Genomic DNA, 20,034 nt, shown 5'->3' with positions numbered 1-20,034 from the left:
CGCATGCCCTTTCGTATTGCGTTCATGCATCACCCCCGCGCAGTGGTTTTGTGAATGACTTTCGTGACCGGCCCCTGCTCTTCGAAGGCGGAATGAATTGGATACGAGCCCGGACCCGTCGGCCGCCGCACGCTCCGCTTCCCTGACTCCCCGGCGTGACGTACGGCTCGTCACCCGCGGCGAGCATCTCTATGTGTGCGCGAGCACGGGCACCCTTCGCGTCCCGGCCCGGTTGCCGGCCACCGGGGAAGGGGCGGATGAGGCCGAGGGCGGCCTTGTCGCGCTCGATGCCGTGCCGGAGCGCGTGGTCAAGGGGCTGCGCGCCCGCGATCTGGCCCATCCCGGGGACGGGCAGCGGCCGCATCCGCTCTACGGTGAGGGCCGCGAGCGGAGCGGGCTCAGGGTCGCCCTGCCCGGGGAAGGGCACCTGAGTTCCGAGGTCGCGGCCCTGCTGACCAGGGCGGGGACCCAGGTGGTGGCCGGCGACCGGGCCGCCGACACGCATGCCGTCGTACTGCCGCTGGGGCTGCCGGAGGATGAACTCCGGCACTGGACCGGCAGGGCGCTCGAGGGCGCCACGCCCCTGGTGACGTATCTGAGCACGCCGACGCGGCTGCTCCATGCCACCCTCACCCCGCCCCGTACGGCATGCCCGGTCTGTCTCGTGCGGCGTTTCCGCGCCAACCACATCTGGCAGCCGGTGGCCGATCTGCCGCTGGACATGCTGCTGGGCGCGGCCGAGAGCGAGGCATGGCCGACCACCGCCATCGCCGCGGGCGTCCTCGCACACGAGGTCCTCACCGCCCTCGCCCCGGGGCGCCGTCCGGAGGCCTCGGCCCTGACCGAGCTCGACCACGCCTCGCTGGAGCGCACCCGCCACAACCTCTTCCACACCCCCCATTGCCCGGCCTGCGCGCACGCCGCCACCGCGCCGAAGCGCGGCGAGGTGAGCAAGGTCGACGCGCGGGCGAGCTGGGAGCTCATGCGCGGCGCGGTCGATCCGCTGACGGGGCTGGTGCCCGAGCTGCGGGTGGACGAGGACGACGGCCGTGCGGGTGGGACCACGTACGCGCGCACCGCGGGGATGACCACGACGACCTGGTTCTCCCCGGTGGCTGCCGAGGCGCGCGGGGGCGCGGTCAAGAGCGATCCCACCGCGGCGCGGGTCTGCGCGGTGGGCGAGACCATGGAGCGGTATGCGGCCGGGGTTTATGACGCGGGCCGGCTGGTGCGCGCCACGCTTGCCGAGCTCGGCGACTCGGCGGTCGATCCGCGTGAACTGCCGCTGGGCTCCGCCAAGGAGTACGCCGAGCAGACCCGCTACTCCCCCTTCGATCCCGGTGTGGAGATCGACTGGGTGGCGGGCCGGTCGCTGACCACCGGCCGGACGCGGTACGTACCGGCTTGTGCGGTCTACCTCCCGTACCGTTTCCCGCGTGGCCACAAGCCGTGGTTCGACCCCATTTCCACCGGGCTCGCCGCCGGCGGCAGCTATCACCACGCCTTGCTGGGCGGGCTGTTGGAGATCGTCGAGCGCGACGCGACGATCGTCTTCTGGGAAAACCGGCTCACGCTGCCCCGCCTCGATCTCGCGTCCCTCCCGGACGGCCGGGCCCGGCGGATCGTCGACCGCATCACCGCCGAGGGGGCGACGGTCACCTGCAAGGATCTGACCACCGACCTGGGCATCCCGGCCGTCGCCGTCCGCTTCGCCGAGGGCACCGCCGAGCGGCCCGTCGTCATCCACGCCGCCCGCGCCGACCTCGATCCGCATGCCGCGCTCCTCGGCGCACTGGAAGAGGCGTGCCTGTGCCGCACCGGCGCCGGCATCTGGCTCGACGAGGAGGAAATCCCGCCGGAGGATGCCGCGTTGAGCAGCCTCAGCGAATTCTGTCTCTATTACTGCGCCCCCGAGCGCCGGCACCACCTCGCTTTCTGGGACGAGGGACCGCTGCGTCCGGTGCCCGGCGCCCGGCCGGCCGCCGCGCTCCAGGACGATGTCGCCGAGGCGGTACGGCGGCTGTCCGCCCGCGGGTACGAGGCCATCACCGTCGACATCACCCCCATTGACGTCGCCGAATGCGGCGTCTCGGTGGTCAGGACGGTGATTCCGGGCCTGTGCCCGCTCACCCTGCGCAGCGACTTCCACCGGCGCGGCGGACCCCGCGTCTTCCGGGCCCCGGTCGACATGGGCGTGCGCGCGGCCCCGCTCGCGGAGGAGGATCTCAACCCCCTTCCGCTGCCCTTTCTTTGACCGCTGCCCCCGGGTCCCGTCGCGCCCCTGCCCTCCACTTTCTCTGCGGCGTCCGGCTTCTCAGGCGTCGTTGGCCGACGTCTCTCATCGGCGTCGGCCGGCGGCGAGCGCCTTTCTCCGACGTCCTTCTTCGATGTCCCTGACGTCTTTCACCGACGTCTTTCTTTGGCCACAGCGATCCGACGAGAGGCGGCGCCAACGGCATGGACGGCCACCAGTACCTCTACCGACGTAACCCCGACGTGCTACTGGAGTGGGGGGAGGGAGGCGGCCCGGTGCTCGTCGACTGCCGCCGGTGGCGGAAGTTCTCCGCCAAGCCCGCGCTCGTAGGGCTCCTCCATCAGCTCGACCGCCCGCAGACGGCCGATGAGCTGCACGGTCGTTGGGGCGGGGCGGATCACGCCGATGAGGTGCACAAGATCCTGGAACGGCTGGCCGCGGCCGGGATCGTCCACCGCAGCGCACCGGACGGCGACGGCCGGGCGGACGGCGGCGGGGAGACGGAGAACGGGCCCGGCGGCGACGGGTGGACACCGTACGAACTCGCCGTGCACGCACAGGCCGGAAGGGGCCCCGTCCCGCACGCCCGGCGCGGCACACCGCCGCCCGCCCGCTTCCACCACCCCGAGGCCGGCGACGCGATCGCGCTCCCCGACGGCGATGACGTCCCCAGCCGCCCGCTGGCCCGGGTCCTGGCGGAGCGCCGCAGCGTCCGGGCCTTCGCCCCGGCACCGGTGCCGCTGCCGCTCATCGGTGCGTTCCTGGACCGCACCGCCCGGGTGCGCGGCCACTTCCCGCCGCGTGCGTACGAGCAGACCCAGCGCCCGGCGCCGTCCGGAGGCGGGCGGCACAGTCTCGAGGTCTATCTGCTGGCCCGCGAGGTGGCGGGGCTGGCGCCGGGGGCCTACCACTACGACCCGTTCCAGCACACGCTGCACCGGCTCTGTCCCTGGACCGATGGCCTCGCGGCCCTCCAGCAGCGAACCGTCACCGATCTCGCGCTCATGGACTCCCCGCCCCCCGCCGGGCTCTATCTCGCCTCCTGCACCGGACGCACCAGCTGGAAGTACGAGGGAATGGCGCTCAGCCTGATCTACCGCGACACCGGATGCCTGATGCAGACGATGAGCCTGGCCGCGACCGATCTCGGGCTGGCGTCCTGCCTGGTCGGCATGATGGAGACACCCCTGACGGCGCCGTTCCTGGCCCCGTACCGGGACCGGCTGATCCATGTGGGCAGCATGGCTCTTGGTCTGCCGACGGATCCGCTCGCGGCCCCCGCCGTCGAACCGCTCGGCGGCTGATCCGGGAGACGGCACGGCACACGGCGGGTGGTGAGCGGAGGGGCGGCGGACGGTGAGCAGTGAGAGGTGAGCGGCGGACGCCGACGCATCGCGCCCCCGTCCGCCGCCCAGGTCGGCCCGGATCGGCCGGGGTCAACCACCATCAGCCCCGACGAGCCACCATCAGCCCCGACCAGCCCCCTCAGCCCGACTTCTTGACGAATTCCGTGGTGTAGGTCTTCTTCAGGTCCACCGAGGCGTTCTTGAGGTTGGGGTTGAAGGCCTTGAGTACGCGCTCGACGGTGGCGGGCCCGTCGGCCGGCATCACGCCGTCCTTGGTGAACATCGGCAGGGTGTCCTTGATCGCCTGGGCGTAGAGCTCCTTGCCGCCCTGGGCGTAGTCGGACGGCATCTTCGCGGCGATCTGCTCCGCGGTGTGGGTGGACATCCACTTGAGGGTCTTCACAAAGGCGTTGGCCAGCTTCTGGACCGTCTCCTTATGGCTGTTCACCCAGTCGGTGTTCATGTAGAGACTGGAGGAGGGGTACGGGCCGCCGAGCGCCCGCTGCGAACCCTCGGGGGTGCGCATGTCGACGAGCACCTTGCCGAGTTTCTTGTTGACGATCTGGGCGACGGTCGGGTCGGTCGTCATTCCGCCCTGGATCGAGCCCTGCTGGAGGGCGGAGATGAAGGTCTGGCCGGCGCCGACGGCCACCGGCGTGAACTCATTGGTGGCCACGCCGTTCTTGACCGCGAGGTATTTGGTCAGGAAGTCGGTGGACGAGCCGAGGCCGGTGACACCGAGCTTCTTACCCTTGAAGTCCTTGGGGGAAGTGAGGCCGCCCGCCGCCTTGTTGGCGACCACCTCGACCTCGCCGGGGGCGTGGGCGAGCTGGACCACCGACTCCACCTGCTTGCCCTTGACCTGGAGATCGAGGGTGTGGTCGTAGAAGCCGACGACGCCCTGCACATCGCCGGAGACGAGGGAGGTGGTGGCCTGTACGCCGGCCGGTTCGGTGAGCAGGGTGACGTCGAGGCCCTCGGCCTTGAAGTAGCCGAGCTGCTGGGTGAGTCTCGCGGGAAGGTAGATGACCTTGTCCAGGCCGCCCACCATGATCTTGATGCTGCCGTCCTTGGCGTCGGAGCCGGCGGCCGCGGAGCCACCGCCTCCGCAGGCAGTGAGGGTGACGAGGGCGAGGGCGGCGGCCGACAGCTTGAGTGGGATGCGCATGATCACGTCCTTGGGATGAAGGGGCTCGGGTGGTTCAGCGGTCGGCGGAGGTGTCGGCCGGCTTCCAGCGGAAGAGCCGCTTTTCGAGGAAGGCCAGCAGTCCCTCGGCGAGCAGGGCGACGACGGCGAGGATCACCATGGCCGCGTAGACGCCGGCGGCGTTGAAGGTGCCCTGCGAGGCGGAGACCAGCAGGCCAAGCCCCTTGGTCGCGCCGATGTACTCGCCGACGATCGCGCCGATGAGGGCGAAGCCGAAGCTGACATGCAGGCTGGTGAAGATCCAGGAGGTGGCGGAGGGGATCACGACCTGGAGGGTGACCTGACGGTTGCTGGCGCCCAGGATGCGGGAGTTGGCGACCAGGTTGCGGTCGACCTCCCGGGCGCCCTGGAAGGCGTTGAAGAAGACCGGGAAGAAGACCAGGACGACGGCGGAGGCCACCTTGGAGGCCGGGCCGAGGCCGAACCAGATGAGGAAGATGGGCGCCAGCACGATCCGCGGCAGGGCGTTGAGCACCTTGATGTACGGGCCGAGCACATCGGCGAGGAAGCGGATCCTGCCGAGCGCGATGCCCAGCACCACGCCGCCGATCACGCCGATGACCCAGCCGAGGAGCGCCTCGTAGAGCGTGTACCAGATCTGCTCCCACAGCGTGCCCTGCGGGGTGCCGTGCAGCGCCCACTGGCTGATCTGGTCCCAGATCTTCGACGGCATCGAGAAGTTGAAGGGGTCGATGACGGCGGCGCGGGCCAGCCCTTCCCAGAGTCCGATCAGGCCGATCAGGAGCAGCACCCGGGTGCCGTGGACGAGGAGTTTGTGGTTGCGGGCGGCGCGCGCCCTGGCCTGCGTACGGTCCGTACGGCCGGCCCCGGTGGCGGACTTGGACAGGGCCACGGTCTCAGGCGGCATCTGCGGCGCCCCTCTCGCGGGTGATGCGTACCTCTTCGCCGAGCGAGGACCATATCTCCCGGTAGATCTCGATGAACCGCGGCTCCAGCCGTACCGATTCGACCCGGCGGGGGCGCGGCAGGTCGATGGCGAAGACCTCCTTGACGGTCGCCGGGCCGGCGGTCATCACCACCACCTTGTCGGCGAGGGCGATGGACTCCTCCAGGTCGTGCGTCACGAAGACGACGGAGGCGCCGGTGCCCGACCACAGGTCGAGGAGTTCGTCCGACATCAGGGCGCGGGTCTGTACGTCCAGGGCGGAGAACGGCTCGTCCATCAGCAGGAGTTCGGGGTCGTTGACGAAGGTCGCGGCGAGGGCGACGCGTTTGCGCTGGCCGCCGGAGAGCTGGTGCGGATAGCGGTCCTCGAAGGCGGCCAGCCCGACCCTGGCGAGCCATTCGCGCGCCCGCTCCTTCGCCTCGGGCTTCGCCATGCCACGGAATCGGGGGCCGGCCATCACGTTCGACAGCACGGTGCGCCAGGGGAAGACCGCGTCCTGCTGGAAGACGAAGCCGATCTTGTCGCCGATGCCGGTGACCGGCTCGCCGGCGACCAGTACGTCACCGACCGTGGGCTCCTCCAGCCCGCTGATCAGCGTCAGCGTGGTGGATTTGCCGCATCCGGTGGGCCCGACCACGGCGACGAATTCGCCGCGTTCGACGACCAGGTCCAGATCCCGGACGGCGGTGTGCAGTGCGCCGGACGGGGTCCGGAAGGTCTTGCTCGTTCCCCGCAGTTCGATCGCGGGGCTGGGATGGCTGCTCATGGCCCGGGAGGCTAGGAGCGGTCGGGGCCGGCGCGGCAGTCTTGTGGGCGCAAGCCGCCTTTCTGCGCGCAATCCCTGTTGTGCTCGTTTTGCTCACGCTAGAACGACGAAAGCGATACCGGGGGGTGGGCAGGCGCTCACCCACGGCTTACGGTGCGGTCATCGCGACGCCATGCGGAAGATTCGCTTCCGCGACGCGGCGGCGGGCCGGGACACGGGAACGACACGGGAGACAAGGGGGTGCACCGGATGCGGATCCACTGGCCCCGGCGGATCTTCGCGCAGGTCCTGACCGCGCAGGTGACCATCACCACGGGCGTCATGGTGCTCGCCACGGGTCTGTTCCTCGCCCCGCTCGGCTCGGAGCTCGACGACCAGGCGATGCGGCGGGCGCTGTCCATCGCCCAGACCACGGCGGCCGATCCGGACCTCGCGCGGGAGCTGGTCGCCACGAGGCCGGATCCGCGCGGCCCGGTCCAGGCGGACGCGGAGCGGATCCGTACGGCGACGGGGGCGCTGTACATCGTGGTGATGGACACCCGCGGGGTGCGCTGGTCGCACACCAATGCCGCCGAGATCGGCCGGCATGTGTCCACGGATCCGAGCCGTCCCCTTGCCGGGCGGGAGGTGCGGGGGATCGACACCGGCACGCTGGGGCGGTCGGCCCGCGCCAAGGTGCCGTTGCGCGACGCCGACGGCCGGATCGTGGGCGCCGTGTCGGTCGGTATCGCCTACGACAGCGTCCGGGGCCGACTGCTCGGCACCATTCCCGGGCTGCTGCGGTACGCGGGCGCGGCGCTGGCCGTCGGCGTGCTGGCCGCGGTCGTCGCCTCGCGCCGGCTGCGGCGCCGTACGCACGGTGTCGCGTTCGCCGATATCTCCGCGCTGCTCGACGAGCGGGAGGCGATGCTGCACGGCATCCGGGAGGGCGTGGTGGCCTGCGACCGGTACGGGCGGATCCGGCTGGTCAACGACGAGGCGGGGCGGCTGCTCGGTCTGGACGCGTCGGCGGCCGGACGGGCGCCGGCCGAGGTGCTGCCGCCGGGCCGGACGACGGATGTGCTGAGCGGGCGGGTGACCGGGGCGGATCTGCTGGCCGTCAGCGGCGGGCGGGTGCTGATCGCCAACCGGGTGGCGACGCGGGACGGCGGGGCGGTGGTGACGCTTCGCGACCGTACCGAACTGGAGCTGCTGGGCCGCGAACTGGACAGCACCCAGGGGCTGTTGGACGCGCTGCGCGCCCAGGACCACGAGCACGCCAACCAGCTGCACACGCTGCGCGGGCTGCTGGAACTCGGGCGGCACGAGAAGGCGGTGGAGTTCGTCACCGAGGTGGCCAGCGCCCACCGGGCGTCGGCGGAACAGATCGCGGAGCGGGTGCACGAGCCGCTGCTGGCCGCTCTGCTCGTCGGCAAGGCGGCCATCGCGGCCGAACGCGGGGTGTCGCTACGGGTGTCGGCCGCGACGCTGCTGCCCGATGCGGTGGTCGATCCGCGCGACCTGGTGACCGTACTGGGCAATCTCCTCGACAACGCGCTGGACGCCACCGCCGAACGCCGCCGGGCCGAACCGTTCGTGGAGGTGGAGCTGCGCGCCGAAGGCACCACGGCGGTGCTGCGGGTCTCGGACACCGGGCCCGGGGTGCCGCCCGCGCTGCGCGGGGAGATCTTCACCGACGGCTGGTCCACCAAGCTCGCCCCCGCGGCGGCCGCCCCTCGCGGCCGGGGCATCGGCCTGGCCCTGGTGCGCCGGCTCGCGGAACGGTACGGCGGGATGGCGCGGGTGACCGCCCGCGCGGGTGGCGGCGCGGTCTTCACCGTCGTACTGCCCGAGGCGCTCGCCCGTGAGGACGGCGCGCCGGTCGCCCCCAGCGCCCCGCTCCCCACCCCGAGCACCCCGAGCACTCCGCTCACGGCCGCCGGAGAGCCGCGATGACCGATGGAGAATCACCATGATCGACGTCCTTGTCGTCGACGACGACTTTCACGTCGCCGAGATCAACGCCGCCTATGTGGCCCAGGTCCCCGGCTTCCGCGTCATCGGTCGCGCCCACACCGCCGCGCAGGCGCTGGCGACCCTGGAGCGCACCCCTGTCGACCTGGTGCTGCTCGACCACTATCTGCCGGACGAGACCGGCCTGTCCCTGGTGCGGCGGCTGCGCCAGCTCGGCCACCGCGCCGACGTGATCATGGTGACGGCGGCCCGTGATGTGGCCACCGTCCAGGACGCGATGCGCTGCGGGGCGCTGCAATACCTCGTCAAGCCGTTCGGCTTCTCCGGCCTGCGCGGCAAGCTGGAGGGCTATGCGGCGCTGCGCCGCACGGTCGCGGGTGTCGGCGGGCGCGGCGAGGCCGGCCAGGAACAGGTGGACCGGATCTTCGGCGCGTTCCGTACCGCCGACTCCCCGCACGCCGAGCTCCCCAAAGGCCACTCGGCGGCGACCGTCGACCTCATCCGGCAGGTACTGGGCACGGCCGGGGACCCGCTCTCCGCCCACGAGGTGGCCGAGCGCGCCGGCGTCAGCCGCTCCACCGCCCAGCGCTACCTCAAGCATCTCGAACGCAGCGGCCACGTCACCCTGACCCTCAAATACGGCGACACCGGGCGGCCGGAACACCGCTACAGATGGGCGAGCGGTCGGTAACCGCGCGGCGGGAGGTTGGGGACCGGCGGCCGGACCCTGCCGGCGTCGCCGTGCCGGTTGGGTGTCCGCCCGCCGTCGCGCACCGGTCCAATTCCCCGTGATTGGACCAGGAGTGCGGGCCGTCACCGGTCTAGCGTCTGGGGAACCGAGACTCGATCACCACCCCTGCGAACGGAGCCCGTATGCACCCGCGCCTCGCCGCCGATCTAGCCGCTCTGCCGGAGCTGTTGGAGGCCACCCGGCGCCATGCCGCGGCTTTTCTCGACGGCCTCGCGGAGGCCCCGGTCGTACCGGCTGTGCCGGCTCGGCAGCCGGTACCGCTGCCCGCGGAGGCCGTCGGACTGTCCGGCGCGCTGCGGGAGTTCGCCGCCCGCTGGGAACCGGGCCTGTCGGCGAGCGCCGGTCCGCGCTACCTCGGGTTCGTCACCGGCGGCGTGACCCCCGCCGCGCTGGCCGGCGACTGGCTGACCGCGACCGTGGACCAGAACGCGATGTCGTCACTGGACGCCACCGGTCAGCTTCTCGAACGGGAGACGGTGGGCTGGCTGCGTGAGCTCTTCGGCCTGTCCGAGTGCCACGAAGGGACCCTGGTCAGCGGCGCCACCATGTCCAACACGGTGGGTCTGGCGACCGCCCGCGAATGGCTCGGTGAACGGCGCGGCGTCTCGCCCGCCGAGGCCGGGGTGGCCGCCCTCGGCGCCGTACGCGTCCTGTCGGGCAGCCCGCATTCCAGCGTGGCCAAGGGCCTGTCGCTGCTCGGCCTGGGCCGTGCCGCCCTGCGGACGGTGGCCACGCTTCCGGGGCGGGAGGCGGTCGACCCGGCGGCGCTGGAAGCGGCGCTGCGGGAGGAGGACGGGCCGTGCATCGTCGTGGCCAATGCCGGCACGGTCAACACCGTCGACTTCGACGATCTGCGCGCCCTCGCCGCGCTGCGCGACCGCTACGGCTGCTGGCTGCACGTCGACGCCGCCTTCGGTGCCTTCGCCGCCCTCTCGGCGGACCACGCCCATCTGGTCGACGGCCTCGACCTGGCCGACTCGCTCTGCGTCGACCTGCACAAATGGCTCAATGTGCCGTACGACAGCGCGGTGCAGTTCACCCGCCGGCAGGATCTGCAGGCCCGGGTGTTCCAGAACGCGGCCGCCTATCTCGGCCCGCTGGGCGCGGACCCCGACCTCGTCCATCTCACTCCGGAGAACTCCCGCCGGCTGCGCGCGCTCGCGGCCTGGTTCACGCTGCGCGCGTACGGGCGCGACGGCCACCGCGAGATCGTCGAACGCTGCGTGACCTGCGCCCGCGTCCTCGGCGCCGCCGTCGAGAACATCCCGGGCCTCCGCCTGCTCGCGCCGGTCCGGCTGAACGTCGTCTGCTTCACCCTGACCGACTCCCCCACCCCCGCGCGGCTCGCCGCACTCGCCGACGCGCTGGCCCCCGAGGCCTTCCTGACCCCGACCGTGTACGCCGGGCAGCCCGCGCTACGGGCCGCGTTCAGCAATTGGCGCACGACGGACGGGGATGTGGAGCGGCTCGCCCGGGCGCTGGAGCGCGTCGTAGCGACCCTCTGAAGGGTGTTCGGCACGACGGAAGCCGAGCATCAAGCCCATTTGCCACGATTTCGGTGCATCTTGACAGGTATGTGGGCACGATTTATGCAGAGGGTGTAGGTGGCTTGCTCTCCGTACCAGCGGGTGAGAGTGCCGCTTCAGCGGACCGTACGGGGCAGTCATCGCTGCCCCGAGTCGGCGACCGCACCGGGAGCGGGCGGGCCGCAAGGTGAGGAGAGGACCATGGCACGCGCAGTCGGTATTGACCTCGGTACGACGAACTCGGTGGTCAGCGTGATGGAGGGCGGTGAGCCCACCGTGATCACCAACGCCGAGGGAGCCCGGACCACACCGTCGGTGGTCGGGTTCGCCAAGGGCGGCGATGTGCTGGTCGGTGAGATCGCCAAGCGGCAGGCCGTGACCAACGTGGAGCGCACCGCGCGGTCGGTCAAGCGGCACATGGGCGATGCCCAGTGGCGTTTCCCGGACAGCGGCGATATCGACGGCAAGCGCTACACCGCGCAGGAGATCTCCGCGCGGGTGCTCCAGAAGCTCAAGCGCGACGCCGAGCAGTACCTGGGCGAGGACGTGACGGATGCCGTCGTGACCGTACCGGCCTATTTCAATGACTCGCAGCGCACCGCGACGAAGGAGGCCGGCGAGATCGCGGGCCTGAAGGTGCTGCGGATCGTCAATGAGCCGACCGCGGCGGCGCTGGCCTACGGCCTGGACAAGGAGAACGACCAGACGATCCTGGTCTTCGACCTCGGCGGCGGCACCTTCGACGTCTCGCTGCTGGAGATCGGCGACGGCGTCGTCGAGGTGAAGGCCACCAACGGTGACACCCACCTCGGTGGCGACGACTGGGACCAGCGGATCGTCGACCATCTGGCCAGTCAGTTCAAGAACGCGTACGGGATCGATCTCAAGCAGGACAAGATGGCCACCCAGCGGCTGCGCGAGGCCGCCGAGAAGGCGAAGATCGAGCTGTCGGCGGCGACCGAGACCACCATCAACCTGCCCTATCTGAGTGCGTCGCCGGACGGTCCGCTGCATATGGACGAAAAGCTGACGCGCGCCCAGTTCGAGCAGCTGACCGCGGACCTTCTGGACCGGTGCAAGGCGCCGTTCCACAACGCGGTCAAGGACGCGGGGATCAAGGTCTCCGACATCAACGATGTGATTCTGGTCGGCGGCTCCACCCGGATGCCGGCGGTGACCGAGCTGGTCAAGGAGCTGACCGGCAAGGACCCGCACAAGGGCGTCAACCCGGACGAGGTCGTCGCCATCGGGGCCACGCTTCAGGCCGGCGTCCTCAAGGGCGAGGTCAAGGACGTCCTGCTGCTCGACGTCACCCCGCTGTCCCTCGGTATCGAGACCAAGGGCGGCATCATGACCAAGCTGATCGAGCGGAACACCACCATTCCGACCAAGCGGTCCGAGATCTTCACGACGGCCGAGGACAACCAGCCGTCGGTGCAGATCCAGGTGTTCCAGGGCGAGCGCGAGATCGCGGCGTACAACAAGAAGCTCGGGATGTTCGAGCTGACCGGTCTGCCGCCGGCCCCGCGGGGGCTGCCGCAGATCGAGGTGTCCTTCGACATCGACGCCAACGGCATCATGCACGTGACCGCCAAGGACCTGGGCACGGGCAAGGAACAGAAGATGACCGTCACCGGCGGCTCCTCGCTGCCGAAGGACGACATCGACCGGATGGTCCGCGAGGCCGAGAAGCACGCCGAGGAGGACCGCCGCCGGCGCGAGTCCGCCGAGACCCGCAACCAGGCCGAGCAGCTCGTCTACCAGACCGAGAAGTTCCTCAAGGACAACGAGGACAAGGTCCCCGCCGAGACGAAGACCGAGGTCGAGACCGCCGTCGGCGAGCTGAAGGAGAAACTCAAGGGCGGGTCCGCCGACGGCGACAACACGGCCGAGATCCGCACCGCCACCGAGAAGGTTGCGGCCGTCTCGCAGAAGCTGGGCCAGGCCATGTACGCCGACGCCCAGGCCGCGCAGGCCGCCGCGGGCGGCGAGGGCGCCCCCGCCGGTGAGCAGGCCGAGGCCGCCGACGACGTCGTGGACGCCGAGATCGTCGACGACGACAAGCAGGAGGGCAGCGCGCGATGAACCGCCCGACCGACGTCCGTGGCCCCCGCCACCCGCCACTGACCGTCGTCCGGGACCACCCGGACGACAGCCCCGCCGTGCTCCCGCCCCGCGCCGTCCAGGGGAGCGGGGCCGCCGATACGGACCGCGGGGCGCCGTCCGGCCGGACCCCCGCCGCCGCGCAGCCCGCGCCACCGGAGACAGCGATCCGCGCCGAACTGCGTGAGCGCACGGCCGATCTGCAACGCCTGAAGGCGGAGTACGACAACTACCGCAAGCGGGTCCGCCGCGACCGCCGGGCGGTCGGCGAGATCGCCGTGGGCAATGTGCTGAACCGTTTGGTCCCGGTGCTCGATGCCATTGCCGAGGCCGCCGAGCAGGGCGAGCTGACCGGCGGCTTCCGGCGCGTCGCCGAGGCGCTGGAAGCCGAGCTGGCGGCGCTGGGCCTGCAGTCCTTCGGCACGCCGGGTGCCCCCTTCGACCCCACCCGCCATGAGGCCGTTACCTACACACCCGCCGACGTCCCTCCCGGCAGCCCTTCCGGCCAGGTCGAACGCGCCGTCTGCGGGGCAATCCTCCGGCCCGGATACCGGGTCGGCGACCGGCTGCTGCGGCCCGCCCAGGTAGCCGTCAGGGGCGTGGCGCCTGCCGGGCGGTGATGCCCCGCTGCGCCTCGCCTCCCCGGCCGCTGTCGTGCCCGGCCGCTGTCGTGTGTGTCGGTACCCGCCATCACCGCCCCGGAGCACCCAGGTCACTCTGCTCGTGTCGCTGTGCTCATGCCACTTGTCGCTGTGCTCGTGTCACTCCGCTCGGCTAACGGGAACTAGCCGTCGGCGTTCACCGTTGGCGTCACCGCTTGTGTTCCATCAACTCCTTGAACTGCTGGAGATCGCTCCGCAGCCCGCGCTCGATCGCGGCGGCCTGGGCAAACCCCTTCGGCCCGCCGAAATCGTCCTTGATGGTGCCCGGGTCGTATTCGAACCGCGCCTGGACGCGGGTGTGCTCGCGGTCGATCGGCAGCAGCGAGACGGTGCCCGCCAGGTCGGGACCGGTCGTGGTCTGCCAGGTCAGCACCTTTTCCTTGCTGCGGTCGCTGATCTCCAGTTCCAGCTCCCGGGACCGGCCTCCCGCCTCGAGATCGAGATGCGTCCGCCGGCCCTCCAGATGGGCCTCGCGGACGCCGTCCACAAACTTTGGATAGCTCTCCACCTGATGCAGGGCATCCCATGCCTTGTCGAGGGGGGCGCCAATGTCGATGTGCTCTTCGAGAGTGCTCATGGGGCACCTCACAGCTCAGTTCACGGCTGACGGGTTACGTCTCCAGGGTGCTCCGGGCGGACAGCGGAAGCGACCCGAGTCGGGCGCCGCGCCCGCGCCGGAGCCGGCCGGTCACTCCCCGGCAGCGGGGCGCGTGGCCTGGGCCCGGGTCTGTGCCTGGGCCTGGGCCTGCCAGGCGTCGCCCCGGCGGGACAGGGCGCCGCGCGCGGCGAGCCGGGGGCCGTCACAGGGGTCCGTCAGGGCCTGGGCGAGCGTGGCTTCATCGGCGGGCCCCGGGCGGCGGCCGAGCGCGATGACGGCCGCCCGGCGCACCCCGGCATCGACGTCGCCGACGGCGGCGGCGCGCAGCGCCGATGCGGCGGCCGGTGGCAGCGTGGGGTAGCGGCCCAATGTCCAGGCGGCCGCGTCCCGTTGGGCCGGGTCCGGTGCCTCGCGCAGGAGCGAGGTCAGTGTGGGTACGTCATACGGGAGGGACACGTCGAAGCCCGACCGGTCCAGTCCGTTGGCGGTCTCGTCCAGCCATCTTTCGTACCAGGCCAGGAAGTCGCTGTCGTGGCAGAAGGCGGGCGGCCCGAGATCGAGGTCGACGTTGACGATGCGCCCCCGGGCGGGGCCGCTGACCACGAGGAGCGTGGCGAGCGAGCAGCCCCGCTGGGCGAGGGTGAGGGCGCCGGGGAAGGGCTCGGGGTCGTCGCCGTCCAGCGCTTCGTACCAGTCCGGGCCCGGTGCGGGGCCGGTCGGCGAGAGGGGGAAGGGGGTGGCCAGATGGCCGGGCCGGGGGATGTCGAGGACGGCGTGGTACCAGTCGTCCAGGGACTCCAGGCCGTAGTGCGGGCCGGTGCCGGTATGGCCGATCGTGGTCAGAAAGCTCCGGTAGCACTGCGGTAGCCGGATGCCGTGCTCGGTCTCGAACGCCGTCACCCGGGACTCCGGCAGGGGCGGGCCGAGACGGAAGCGGTGTTTCTCTTCCCCGAAGGAGTAGGCGCGTCCGGGGAGGCCGCGGACGAGCGCCAGCTTGGCGGCGATTCTTCGCAGGCGTGCGTCCATACCGGATCAACTCCTGGTGGTCCTAGCGGAGTTCCCGCGCCCGCAAGAGGTGAGCGGGCGGGCGCGGGACGGCCGCTCAGCCGACGTGGACGCGGGGCCGGCGGTCGCGGTCGGGTTCGGCCTCGCGCAGCACCTCGCGGGTGACCGGGGCGACTTCGCCCTGGCCGAAGAGGAAGAACCGCAGGAACTGCGCGAAGGGGTTGCCTTCGGTCCACTCGAAGTAGATGTGCGGCCGCTGCCCCGTCATGTCCCGTACGTGCAGCAACAGGGCGGCGAGCGCGTTGGAGATGGTGGAGCTGTCGAGGCAGAGCACGCGGTAGCGGCCGTGCAGCACCTCGCCGCGGACCCGCAGCTCGCTCTCGAATTCGGAGGGGTCGACGACGGTGACCTCGACGAAGATGACGTCGTCCGCGGTCGGGATGTCGTTGTCGGTGCGGATCTGCAGGAGCTTGTCGCGGTACTCGGCCACGTCCCGCTGGTCGGGCTCGTTCGCGATGAAGCGGATGCCGTGCTGGGCGGCGTCGCGGATGAACTTCTCGGCGGTGTCGTCGAAGACCACGCTGGTCACCCGGAGCTCGAAGGCACGGGCGACGCGGGAGAGGAACGACAGCAGGATGATGCCGGCGATGAAGCAGGCGCCGATCTTCACACCGTCGGGCCGCTCGATGACGTTCACCACGGTGGTGTAGAGGAACACCAGGGAGATCACGGCGAAGCCGATGGTCCAGCCCCGCTGGCGGGCGCGCCGTGCCGCGATGGTCACGGCGATCGCGGCGGAGCTGATCAGGACGAGGACACCGGTGGCGTAGGCGCCGCCCTGGGCGTCCACGTCCGCGTCGAAGATCCAGGTCACCAGGAAGGCGACGAGGGTGAAGACCAGCACCATGGGGCGGACCGCGCGGGCCCAGTGGGGCGCCATGCCGTAGCGGGGCAGGTACTGCGGCATGAGGTTGAGCAGACCGGCCATGGCCGAGGCGCCGGCGAACCAGAGGATGGCGATGGTGGAGACGTCGTAGACGGTGCCGAAGGCGGATCCCAGGTACTCGTGGGCCAGGTAGGCGAGGGCACGGCCGTTCGCCTGGCCGCCCGGCTTGAACTCGTTCTCCGGGATGAGCAGGGTCGTGATGAAGCTGGTGAGGATCAGGAAGCAGCTCATGATCACGGCGGAGGTGGTGAGCAGCTTCTTCGCGCCCCGGATCCGTCCTTCGGGCTTCTCTTCGGTGTCGTTGGCGTCCCCTTCGACGTGCGGCATGACCGCGACGCCGGTCTCGAAGCCCGACAGGCCCAGCGCCAGCTTGGGGAAGACCAACAGGGCCACGCCGACCATCGCCAGGACGTTTCCGTGCTCGGTGGTCAGCGCATGGGACCAGTCGGTGACCACATGTCCCGCTGTGGCCACATGCCACAGCCCGACGACGACCACGGCCACGTTGAGCGCGAGGTAGAGGCCCACCAGGGCGACCGCTACCCCGATCGCTTCGAGGAAGCCTTTGAGGAACACCGCGCCCAACAGGGCGACCAGGACCAGGGTGATGACCATCTGCTGGTTGTGCAGGACGCTGTTGACATGGGGGTTTTCCACCAGGTGGGTGGAGGCGTCGGCGGCCGACAGGGTGATCGTGATGAGGAAGTCGGTGGCGGCGAAGCCCAGCAGGGTCAGGACGAACAGCTTGCCCTTCCAGAAGGACAGCAGCCTCTCCAGCATCGCGATCGAGCCCTGCCCGCGCGGGCTCTCCTCGGCCACCCGCCGGTAGACCGGCAGCGCGCCGGCGAGGGTCACTATGACCAGGACGATGGTGGCGATCGGCGACAGCAGGCCCGCGGCGAGGGCCGCGATGCCCGGCTGATATCCGAGGGTGGAGAAGTAGTCCACGCCCGTCAGACACATCACCCGCCACCACCGTTGCCCGCGGTGGGCGGGCTCCGGCTGGGCCTGTCCGCCTTGTTGGTGCTTGGCCATATCGGCCAGGCCTTCCAGCATCCACGCCCGTAGGCGATGGCGTACCGAGGCGCCGGCATCCGGGCCGGCGGGGGCGGGGGCGGTCATGCGGGTACTCCTGTCGTACGACGAAAGCTTTCGGCCATCGACGAGACGGCCAGGTCAGCGTACGCAACCGGCCCGGCGTGCCCGCGTCGGCATGCCGCTTTGCGCAACAGGCGTCTGCGGGGGCCCAGGGCGGGCCGCCCGCGTCGCCCGCCATACTGCTTACGATCTTCGTCCCCGGCTCGAAGGGAAACCCTCGACGTGTCGTCGCCCTCGCCCGCCCGCACCCGCACTTCCGTCGCCATCGTCGGCGCCGGCCCCGCCGGGCTCACCCTGGCGAATCTGCTGCGCGCCGCCGGGGTCGACTGCGTGGTACTGGAGGCGGAGAGCAGGGAATTCATCGAGCGGCGGCCGCGCGCCGGGTTCATGGAGGAGTGGGCGGTGCGCGCACTGGACCGGCACGGGCTCGCCGGCCGGCTGCTGGAACGGGCCGAAACCCAGGCGGAGTTCGAGTTCCGGTTCGACGGGGCGCGGCATGTGCTGCGGACCGCGGAGCTGTCGGGGAGCCGTCATTTCGTCTATCCGCAGCCGCTGCTGGTCACCGATCTCGTCGCGTCCTTCGCGGACGAGCGCGGCGGCGATGTCCGGTTCGGGGTACGGGATGTGCGGCTGCACGACGTGGCGGGCGACCGGCCCGCGGTGACCTACGCCGATCCGGTCACCGGCGTGCGGCACCTGATCGACTGCGACTTCATCGCGGGCTGCGACGGCGCGCGGGGGGTGAGCCGGGCGGCGATACCCGCCGACCGGATGGTCATGACGCGTCACGACCACGGTGTCGCCTGGCTCGCCCTGCTCGCCGAGGCGCCGCCGTCCGCGGACGGGGTGGTCTTCGGCATCCACGAGAGCGGTCTCGGCGCCCATATGGCCCGCAGCCCTGAGGTCACCCGCTACTACCTTCAGGTCGCGCCCGGCGAAATCGCCGAGAACTGGTCGTATGAGCGGATATGGGACGCGCTGCACACCCGCCTCGCCGCGGCGGGGGCCCGGCCGCTGACGGAGGGACCGCTGGCCGAGAAGGTGGTCCTGGACATGCACAACTACGTGGTGGAGCCGATGGCCTACGGCCGCCTCTACCTGGCGGGGGACTCGGCGCACCTCGTCGCGCCGATCGCCGCGAAGGGCATGAACCTCGCGATCAACGATGCGCTGCTGCTCGCCGATGCGCTGATCGCGCACTACCGGGGCGACGACGGCGGCCTCGCCGGCTATTCGGCGGCGTGCCTGCGGCGCGTATGGCAGTACCTGGAGTTTTCGCAGTGGCTGTCGGACGTCCTGCACGGCGCCTCGTCGGGCGACCGGTTCCGCGCGGGCACGGCCTCGGCCAGGCTGCGGCGGCTGCTGGGGTCGCCGTCCGCGGCGCAGTCGTTCGCTGGGCTCTACATCGGCGAGGAAGCGGACCTGTGAGGGCTCGGCACCCCCGCCCGCCCCGTTAGGCGGCGTTTGCCCACTCCCTCGGGTGGCGCCACGCTGGAGGCATGGCATCGCGATCCGGTCGGGGCACCGCGGAGGTGCTGTGCGGCTGGGTGGTCGAACGGCCCGGTCCGGTGGCGTCCGGGCCGTTGGCGGCGGTGCGGCGGGACGTGCCCGAGCCGGGGCCCGGAGAGCTGTTGCTGAGGGTGGAGGCGTGCGGTGTGTGCCGTACGGATCTGCATCTGGCGGAAGGGGACCTGGCGCCGCACCGGCCGTCGACCGTGCCGGGGCACGAGATCGTCGGGCGGGTGGTCGCGGCCGGTGCGGGCGTGAGGCGCTTCGGGGTCGGTGACCGGGCCGGCGGGGCCTGGCTGCGGGGCACCTGCGGAGTCTGCGCGTACTGCCGTACGGGGCGGGAGAATCTCTGTCCGGCGTCCCGGTACACCGGCTGGGACGCGGACGGCGGGTTCGCCGAGGCGGCCCTCGTTCCCGCGGCGTACGCCTATCCGCTCCCGGACGACCGGAGCGCCGCGCAGCTGGCGCCGCTGCTGTGCGCCGGGATCATCGGCTACCGGGCGCTGCGCCGCAGCGCGCTGCCGTCCGGCGGCCGGCTGGGGATCTACGGGTTCGGCGCTTCGGCGCATCTGGCCGCGCAGGTCGCGCTGGCCGAGGGAGCCACCGTCCATGTCCTGACGCGGTCCGCACGGGCGCGCGAACTCGCCCTCGAGCTGGGCGCGTCCTCGGCCGGCGACGCCTACGGCCAGCCGCCCGAACCGCTGGATTCGGCGATCCTCTTCGCGCCGGTCGGCGACCTCGTACCGGTGGCCCTGGAAGCGCTGGACCGGTCGGGGACCCTCGCCGTCGCCGGTATTCACCTCACCGATGTCCCCGCGCTCAACTATCAGCGCCATCTTTTCCACGAGCGGAACCTGCGCAGCGTGACCTCCAATACCCGGCGGGACGGGCGCGAGTTCCTTCAGACGGCGGCGCGGATCGGCATCCGGGTCACGGTCAGCCCCTATCCGCTGAGCCGCGCACCGGAGGCGCTGGCGGATCTGGCGGCCGACCGGGTGCAGGGGGCCGCGGTACTGGTGCCGGACGACTGAGCCGGCGACCGGGTGCCGGCCACCCTCTTCGCATCCGAACTCCCTTACGGAGAAGGGCATTTGGGAGGTTTCCCGCGGACGAGCGGCGGAGCCTCCACCCGTGACGAGTACGTATACGTATACGCGTACCGCCGACGGCCGCGGAGCCGCGGCGGACGGTGGGCGGCGGGCCGCGGGCGGTGGCGGCCCAGGCGTCCCGGGCCCTCCCCCGGGCCCGCGGCCGCCCCGCTCGGGCGGAGCGTCGGCTCGCTTCGCCTCGTTCCCGGTCCGGCCTCGACTAGCTCCCCTCTCCCTGGATGCCGCACCATGGAGGAGAGGCGGTAAATGGCGAAATGTCCGATGAGGTGGGGCCGGGGTGCACGCCCCGGCCCC

The 20,034-nt window shown here is 71.4% G+C and carries 15 protein-coding genes; 9 read left to right on the top strand and 6 right to left on the bottom strand.

Annotated elements, in window-relative coordinates:
- The first annotated feature begins 97 nt into the window (after positions 1 to 97).
- Positions 98 to 2,254, top strand: a complete 2,157-nt coding sequence (locus ACIRPT_RS05175) for a YcaO-like family protein (RefSeq protein WP_403822431.1) — start codon at positions 98 to 100, stop codon at positions 2,252 to 2,254.
- Positions 2,255 to 2,457: 203 nt separating this feature from the next.
- Positions 2,458 to 3,558, top strand: a complete 1,101-nt coding sequence (locus tag ACIRPT_RS05170; protein WP_403822428.1) for a SagB family peptide dehydrogenase — start codon at positions 2,458 to 2,460, stop codon at positions 3,556 to 3,558.
- Between the two features lie 181 nt (positions 3,559 to 3,739).
- On the opposite strand, the gene ACIRPT_RS05165 is transcribed toward ACIRPT_RS05170, so the two are convergent.
- From ACIRPT_RS05165 to ACIRPT_RS05155, 3 genes are read right to left on the bottom strand one after another with little or no spacing between them, the layout of a single operon-like run.
- The gene (locus tag ACIRPT_RS05165) at positions 3,740 to 4,768 is read right to left on the bottom strand and encodes an ABC transporter substrate-binding protein (RefSeq protein ID WP_403822425.1); all 1,029 of its coding nucleotides are present in this window, start codon (positions 4,766 to 4,768) and stop codon (positions 3,740 to 3,742) included.
- 34 nt (positions 4,769 to 4,802) lie between these two features.
- Complete coding sequence (locus tag ACIRPT_RS05160) at positions 4,803 to 5,675, bottom strand: ABC transporter permease (RefSeq protein ID WP_403822422.1); 873 nt, start codon at positions 5,673 to 5,675, stop codon at positions 4,803 to 4,805.
- Entirely contained in the window at positions 5,665 to 6,480 is an 816-nt protein-coding gene (locus ACIRPT_RS05155; protein ID WP_403822419.1) for an ABC transporter ATP-binding protein, read from the bottom strand. Before ACIRPT_RS05155 ends, ACIRPT_RS05160 begins: the two co-directional genes overlap by 11 nt.
- 249 nt (positions 6,481 to 6,729) lie before the next feature.
- Here ACIRPT_RS05155 and ACIRPT_RS05150 point away from each other — a divergent pair, with 249 nt between their 5' ends.
- From ACIRPT_RS05150 to grpE, 5 genes are all read left to right on the top strand, one after another.
- A complete protein-coding gene (locus tag ACIRPT_RS05150) occupies positions 6,730 to 8,415 on the top strand; it encodes an ATP-binding protein (RefSeq protein WP_403822416.1) in 1,686 nt (561 codons plus the stop codon).
- A 16-nt stretch (positions 8,416 to 8,431) separates the two neighbouring features.
- Positions 8,432 to 9,124 (top strand): response regulator, encoded by a 693-nt coding sequence (locus ACIRPT_RS05145; protein WP_403822413.1) that lies wholly within the window; start codon positions 8,432 to 8,434, stop codon positions 9,122 to 9,124.
- A 182-nt stretch (positions 9,125 to 9,306) separates the two neighbouring features.
- Positions 9,307 to 10,689, top strand: a complete 1,383-nt coding sequence (locus ACIRPT_RS05140; protein ID WP_403822410.1) for a pyridoxal phosphate-dependent decarboxylase family protein — start codon at positions 9,307 to 9,309, stop codon at positions 10,687 to 10,689.
- 222 nt (positions 10,690 to 10,911) lie between these two features.
- Positions 10,912 to 12,795, top strand: coding sequence for a molecular chaperone DnaK (dnaK, locus tag ACIRPT_RS05135; protein WP_403822407.1), 1,884 nt, complete (start codon positions 10,912 to 10,914; stop codon positions 12,793 to 12,795).
- On the top strand, positions 12,792 to 13,433 hold the full coding sequence (gene grpE, locus ACIRPT_RS05130; protein WP_403822405.1) for a nucleotide exchange factor GrpE: 642 nt from the start codon (positions 12,792 to 12,794) through the stop codon (positions 13,431 to 13,433). Before dnaK ends, grpE begins: the two co-directional genes overlap by 4 nt.
- A 190-nt stretch (positions 13,434 to 13,623) precedes the next feature.
- Here the strand turns inward: grpE and ACIRPT_RS05125 are convergent, their stop codons facing one another.
- The 3 genes from ACIRPT_RS05125 to ACIRPT_RS05115 all read right to left on the bottom strand — a co-directional run bounded on the left by ACIRPT_RS05125 (position 13,624) and on the right by ACIRPT_RS05115 (position 17,146).
- A complete protein-coding gene (locus tag ACIRPT_RS05125) occupies positions 13,624 to 14,052 on the bottom strand; it encodes an SRPBCC family protein (protein ID WP_403822402.1) in 429 nt (142 codons plus the stop codon).
- A 111-nt stretch (positions 14,053 to 14,163) separates the two neighbouring features.
- Complete coding sequence (locus ACIRPT_RS05120; protein WP_403822399.1) at positions 14,164 to 15,099, bottom strand: HEAT repeat domain-containing protein; 936 nt, start codon at positions 15,097 to 15,099, stop codon at positions 14,164 to 14,166.
- 76 nt (positions 15,100 to 15,175) lie between these two features.
- Positions 15,176 to 17,146 (bottom strand): amino acid transporter, encoded by a 1,971-nt coding sequence (locus ACIRPT_RS05115; protein ID WP_403822397.1) that lies wholly within the window; start codon positions 17,144 to 17,146, stop codon positions 15,176 to 15,178.
- 198 nt (positions 17,147 to 17,344) lie between these two features.
- Here ACIRPT_RS05115 and ACIRPT_RS05110 point away from each other — a divergent pair, with 198 nt between their 5' ends.
- Positions 17,345 to 18,550: a 4-hydroxybenzoate 3-monooxygenase gene (locus ACIRPT_RS05110; protein ID WP_403822394.1), complete on the top strand. Its 1,206-nt coding sequence runs from the start codon at positions 17,345 to 17,347 to the stop codon at positions 18,548 to 18,550.
- A 71-nt stretch (positions 18,551 to 18,621) separates the two neighbouring features.
- On the top strand, positions 18,622 to 19,662 hold the full coding sequence (locus ACIRPT_RS05105; RefSeq protein WP_403822392.1) for a zinc-dependent alcohol dehydrogenase family protein: 1,041 nt from the start codon (positions 18,622 to 18,624) through the stop codon (positions 19,660 to 19,662).
- The last annotated feature ends 372 nt before the right edge of the window (positions 19,663 to 20,034 follow it).

The organism is Streptomyces sp. NPDC101227 (assembly GCF_044767545.1).
In the GTDB taxonomy this organism is placed as follows: domain Bacteria; phylum Actinomycetota; class Actinomycetes; order Streptomycetales; family Streptomycetaceae; genus Streptomyces.
The sequence above is the reverse complement of the archived record's forward strand: the minus strand, read 5'-3'. Positions and strand labels throughout refer to the sequence as shown.

Bases quoted from the DNA above. Each gene is read 5' to 3' on its own strand.
- ACIRPT_RS05170 (WP_403822428.1), top strand. From the start codon at position 2,458: ATGGACGGCCACCAGTACCTCTACCGACGTAACCCCGACGTGCTACTG.
- ACIRPT_RS05165 (WP_403822425.1), bottom strand. From the start codon at position 4,768: ATGCGCATCCCACTCAAGCTGTCGGCCGCCGCCCTCGCCCTCGTCACC.
- ACIRPT_RS05160 (WP_403822422.1), bottom strand. From the start codon at position 5,675: ATGCCGCCTGAGACCGTGGCCCTGTCCAAGTCCGCCACCGGGGCCGGC.
- ACIRPT_RS05155 (WP_403822419.1), bottom strand. From the start codon at position 6,480: ATGAGCAGCCATCCCAGCCCCGCGATCGAACTGCGGGGAACGAGCAAG.
- ACIRPT_RS05150 (WP_403822416.1), top strand. From the start codon at position 6,730: ATGCGGATCCACTGGCCCCGGCGGATCTTCGCGCAGGTCCTGACCGCG.
- ACIRPT_RS05145 (WP_403822413.1), top strand. From the start codon at position 8,432: ATGATCGACGTCCTTGTCGTCGACGACGACTTTCACGTCGCCGAGATC.
- ACIRPT_RS05140 (WP_403822410.1), top strand. From the start codon at position 9,307: ATGCACCCGCGCCTCGCCGCCGATCTAGCCGCTCTGCCGGAGCTGTTG.
- dnaK (WP_403822407.1), top strand. From the start codon at position 10,912: ATGGCACGCGCAGTCGGTATTGACCTCGGTACGACGAACTCGGTGGTC.
- grpE (WP_403822405.1), top strand. From the start codon at position 12,792: ATGAACCGCCCGACCGACGTCCGTGGCCCCCGCCACCCGCCACTGACC.
- ACIRPT_RS05125 (WP_403822402.1), bottom strand. From the start codon at position 14,052: ATGAGCACTCTCGAAGAGCACATCGACATTGGCGCCCCCCTCGACAAG.
- ACIRPT_RS05120 (WP_403822399.1), bottom strand. From the start codon at position 15,099: ATGGACGCACGCCTGCGAAGAATCGCCGCCAAGCTGGCGCTCGTCCGC.
- ACIRPT_RS05115 (WP_403822397.1), bottom strand. From the start codon at position 17,146: ATGACCGCCCCCGCCCCCGCCGGCCCGGATGCCGGCGCCTCGGTACGC.
- ACIRPT_RS05105 (WP_403822392.1), top strand. From the start codon at position 18,622: ATGGCATCGCGATCCGGTCGGGGCACCGCGGAGGTGCTGTGCGGCTGG.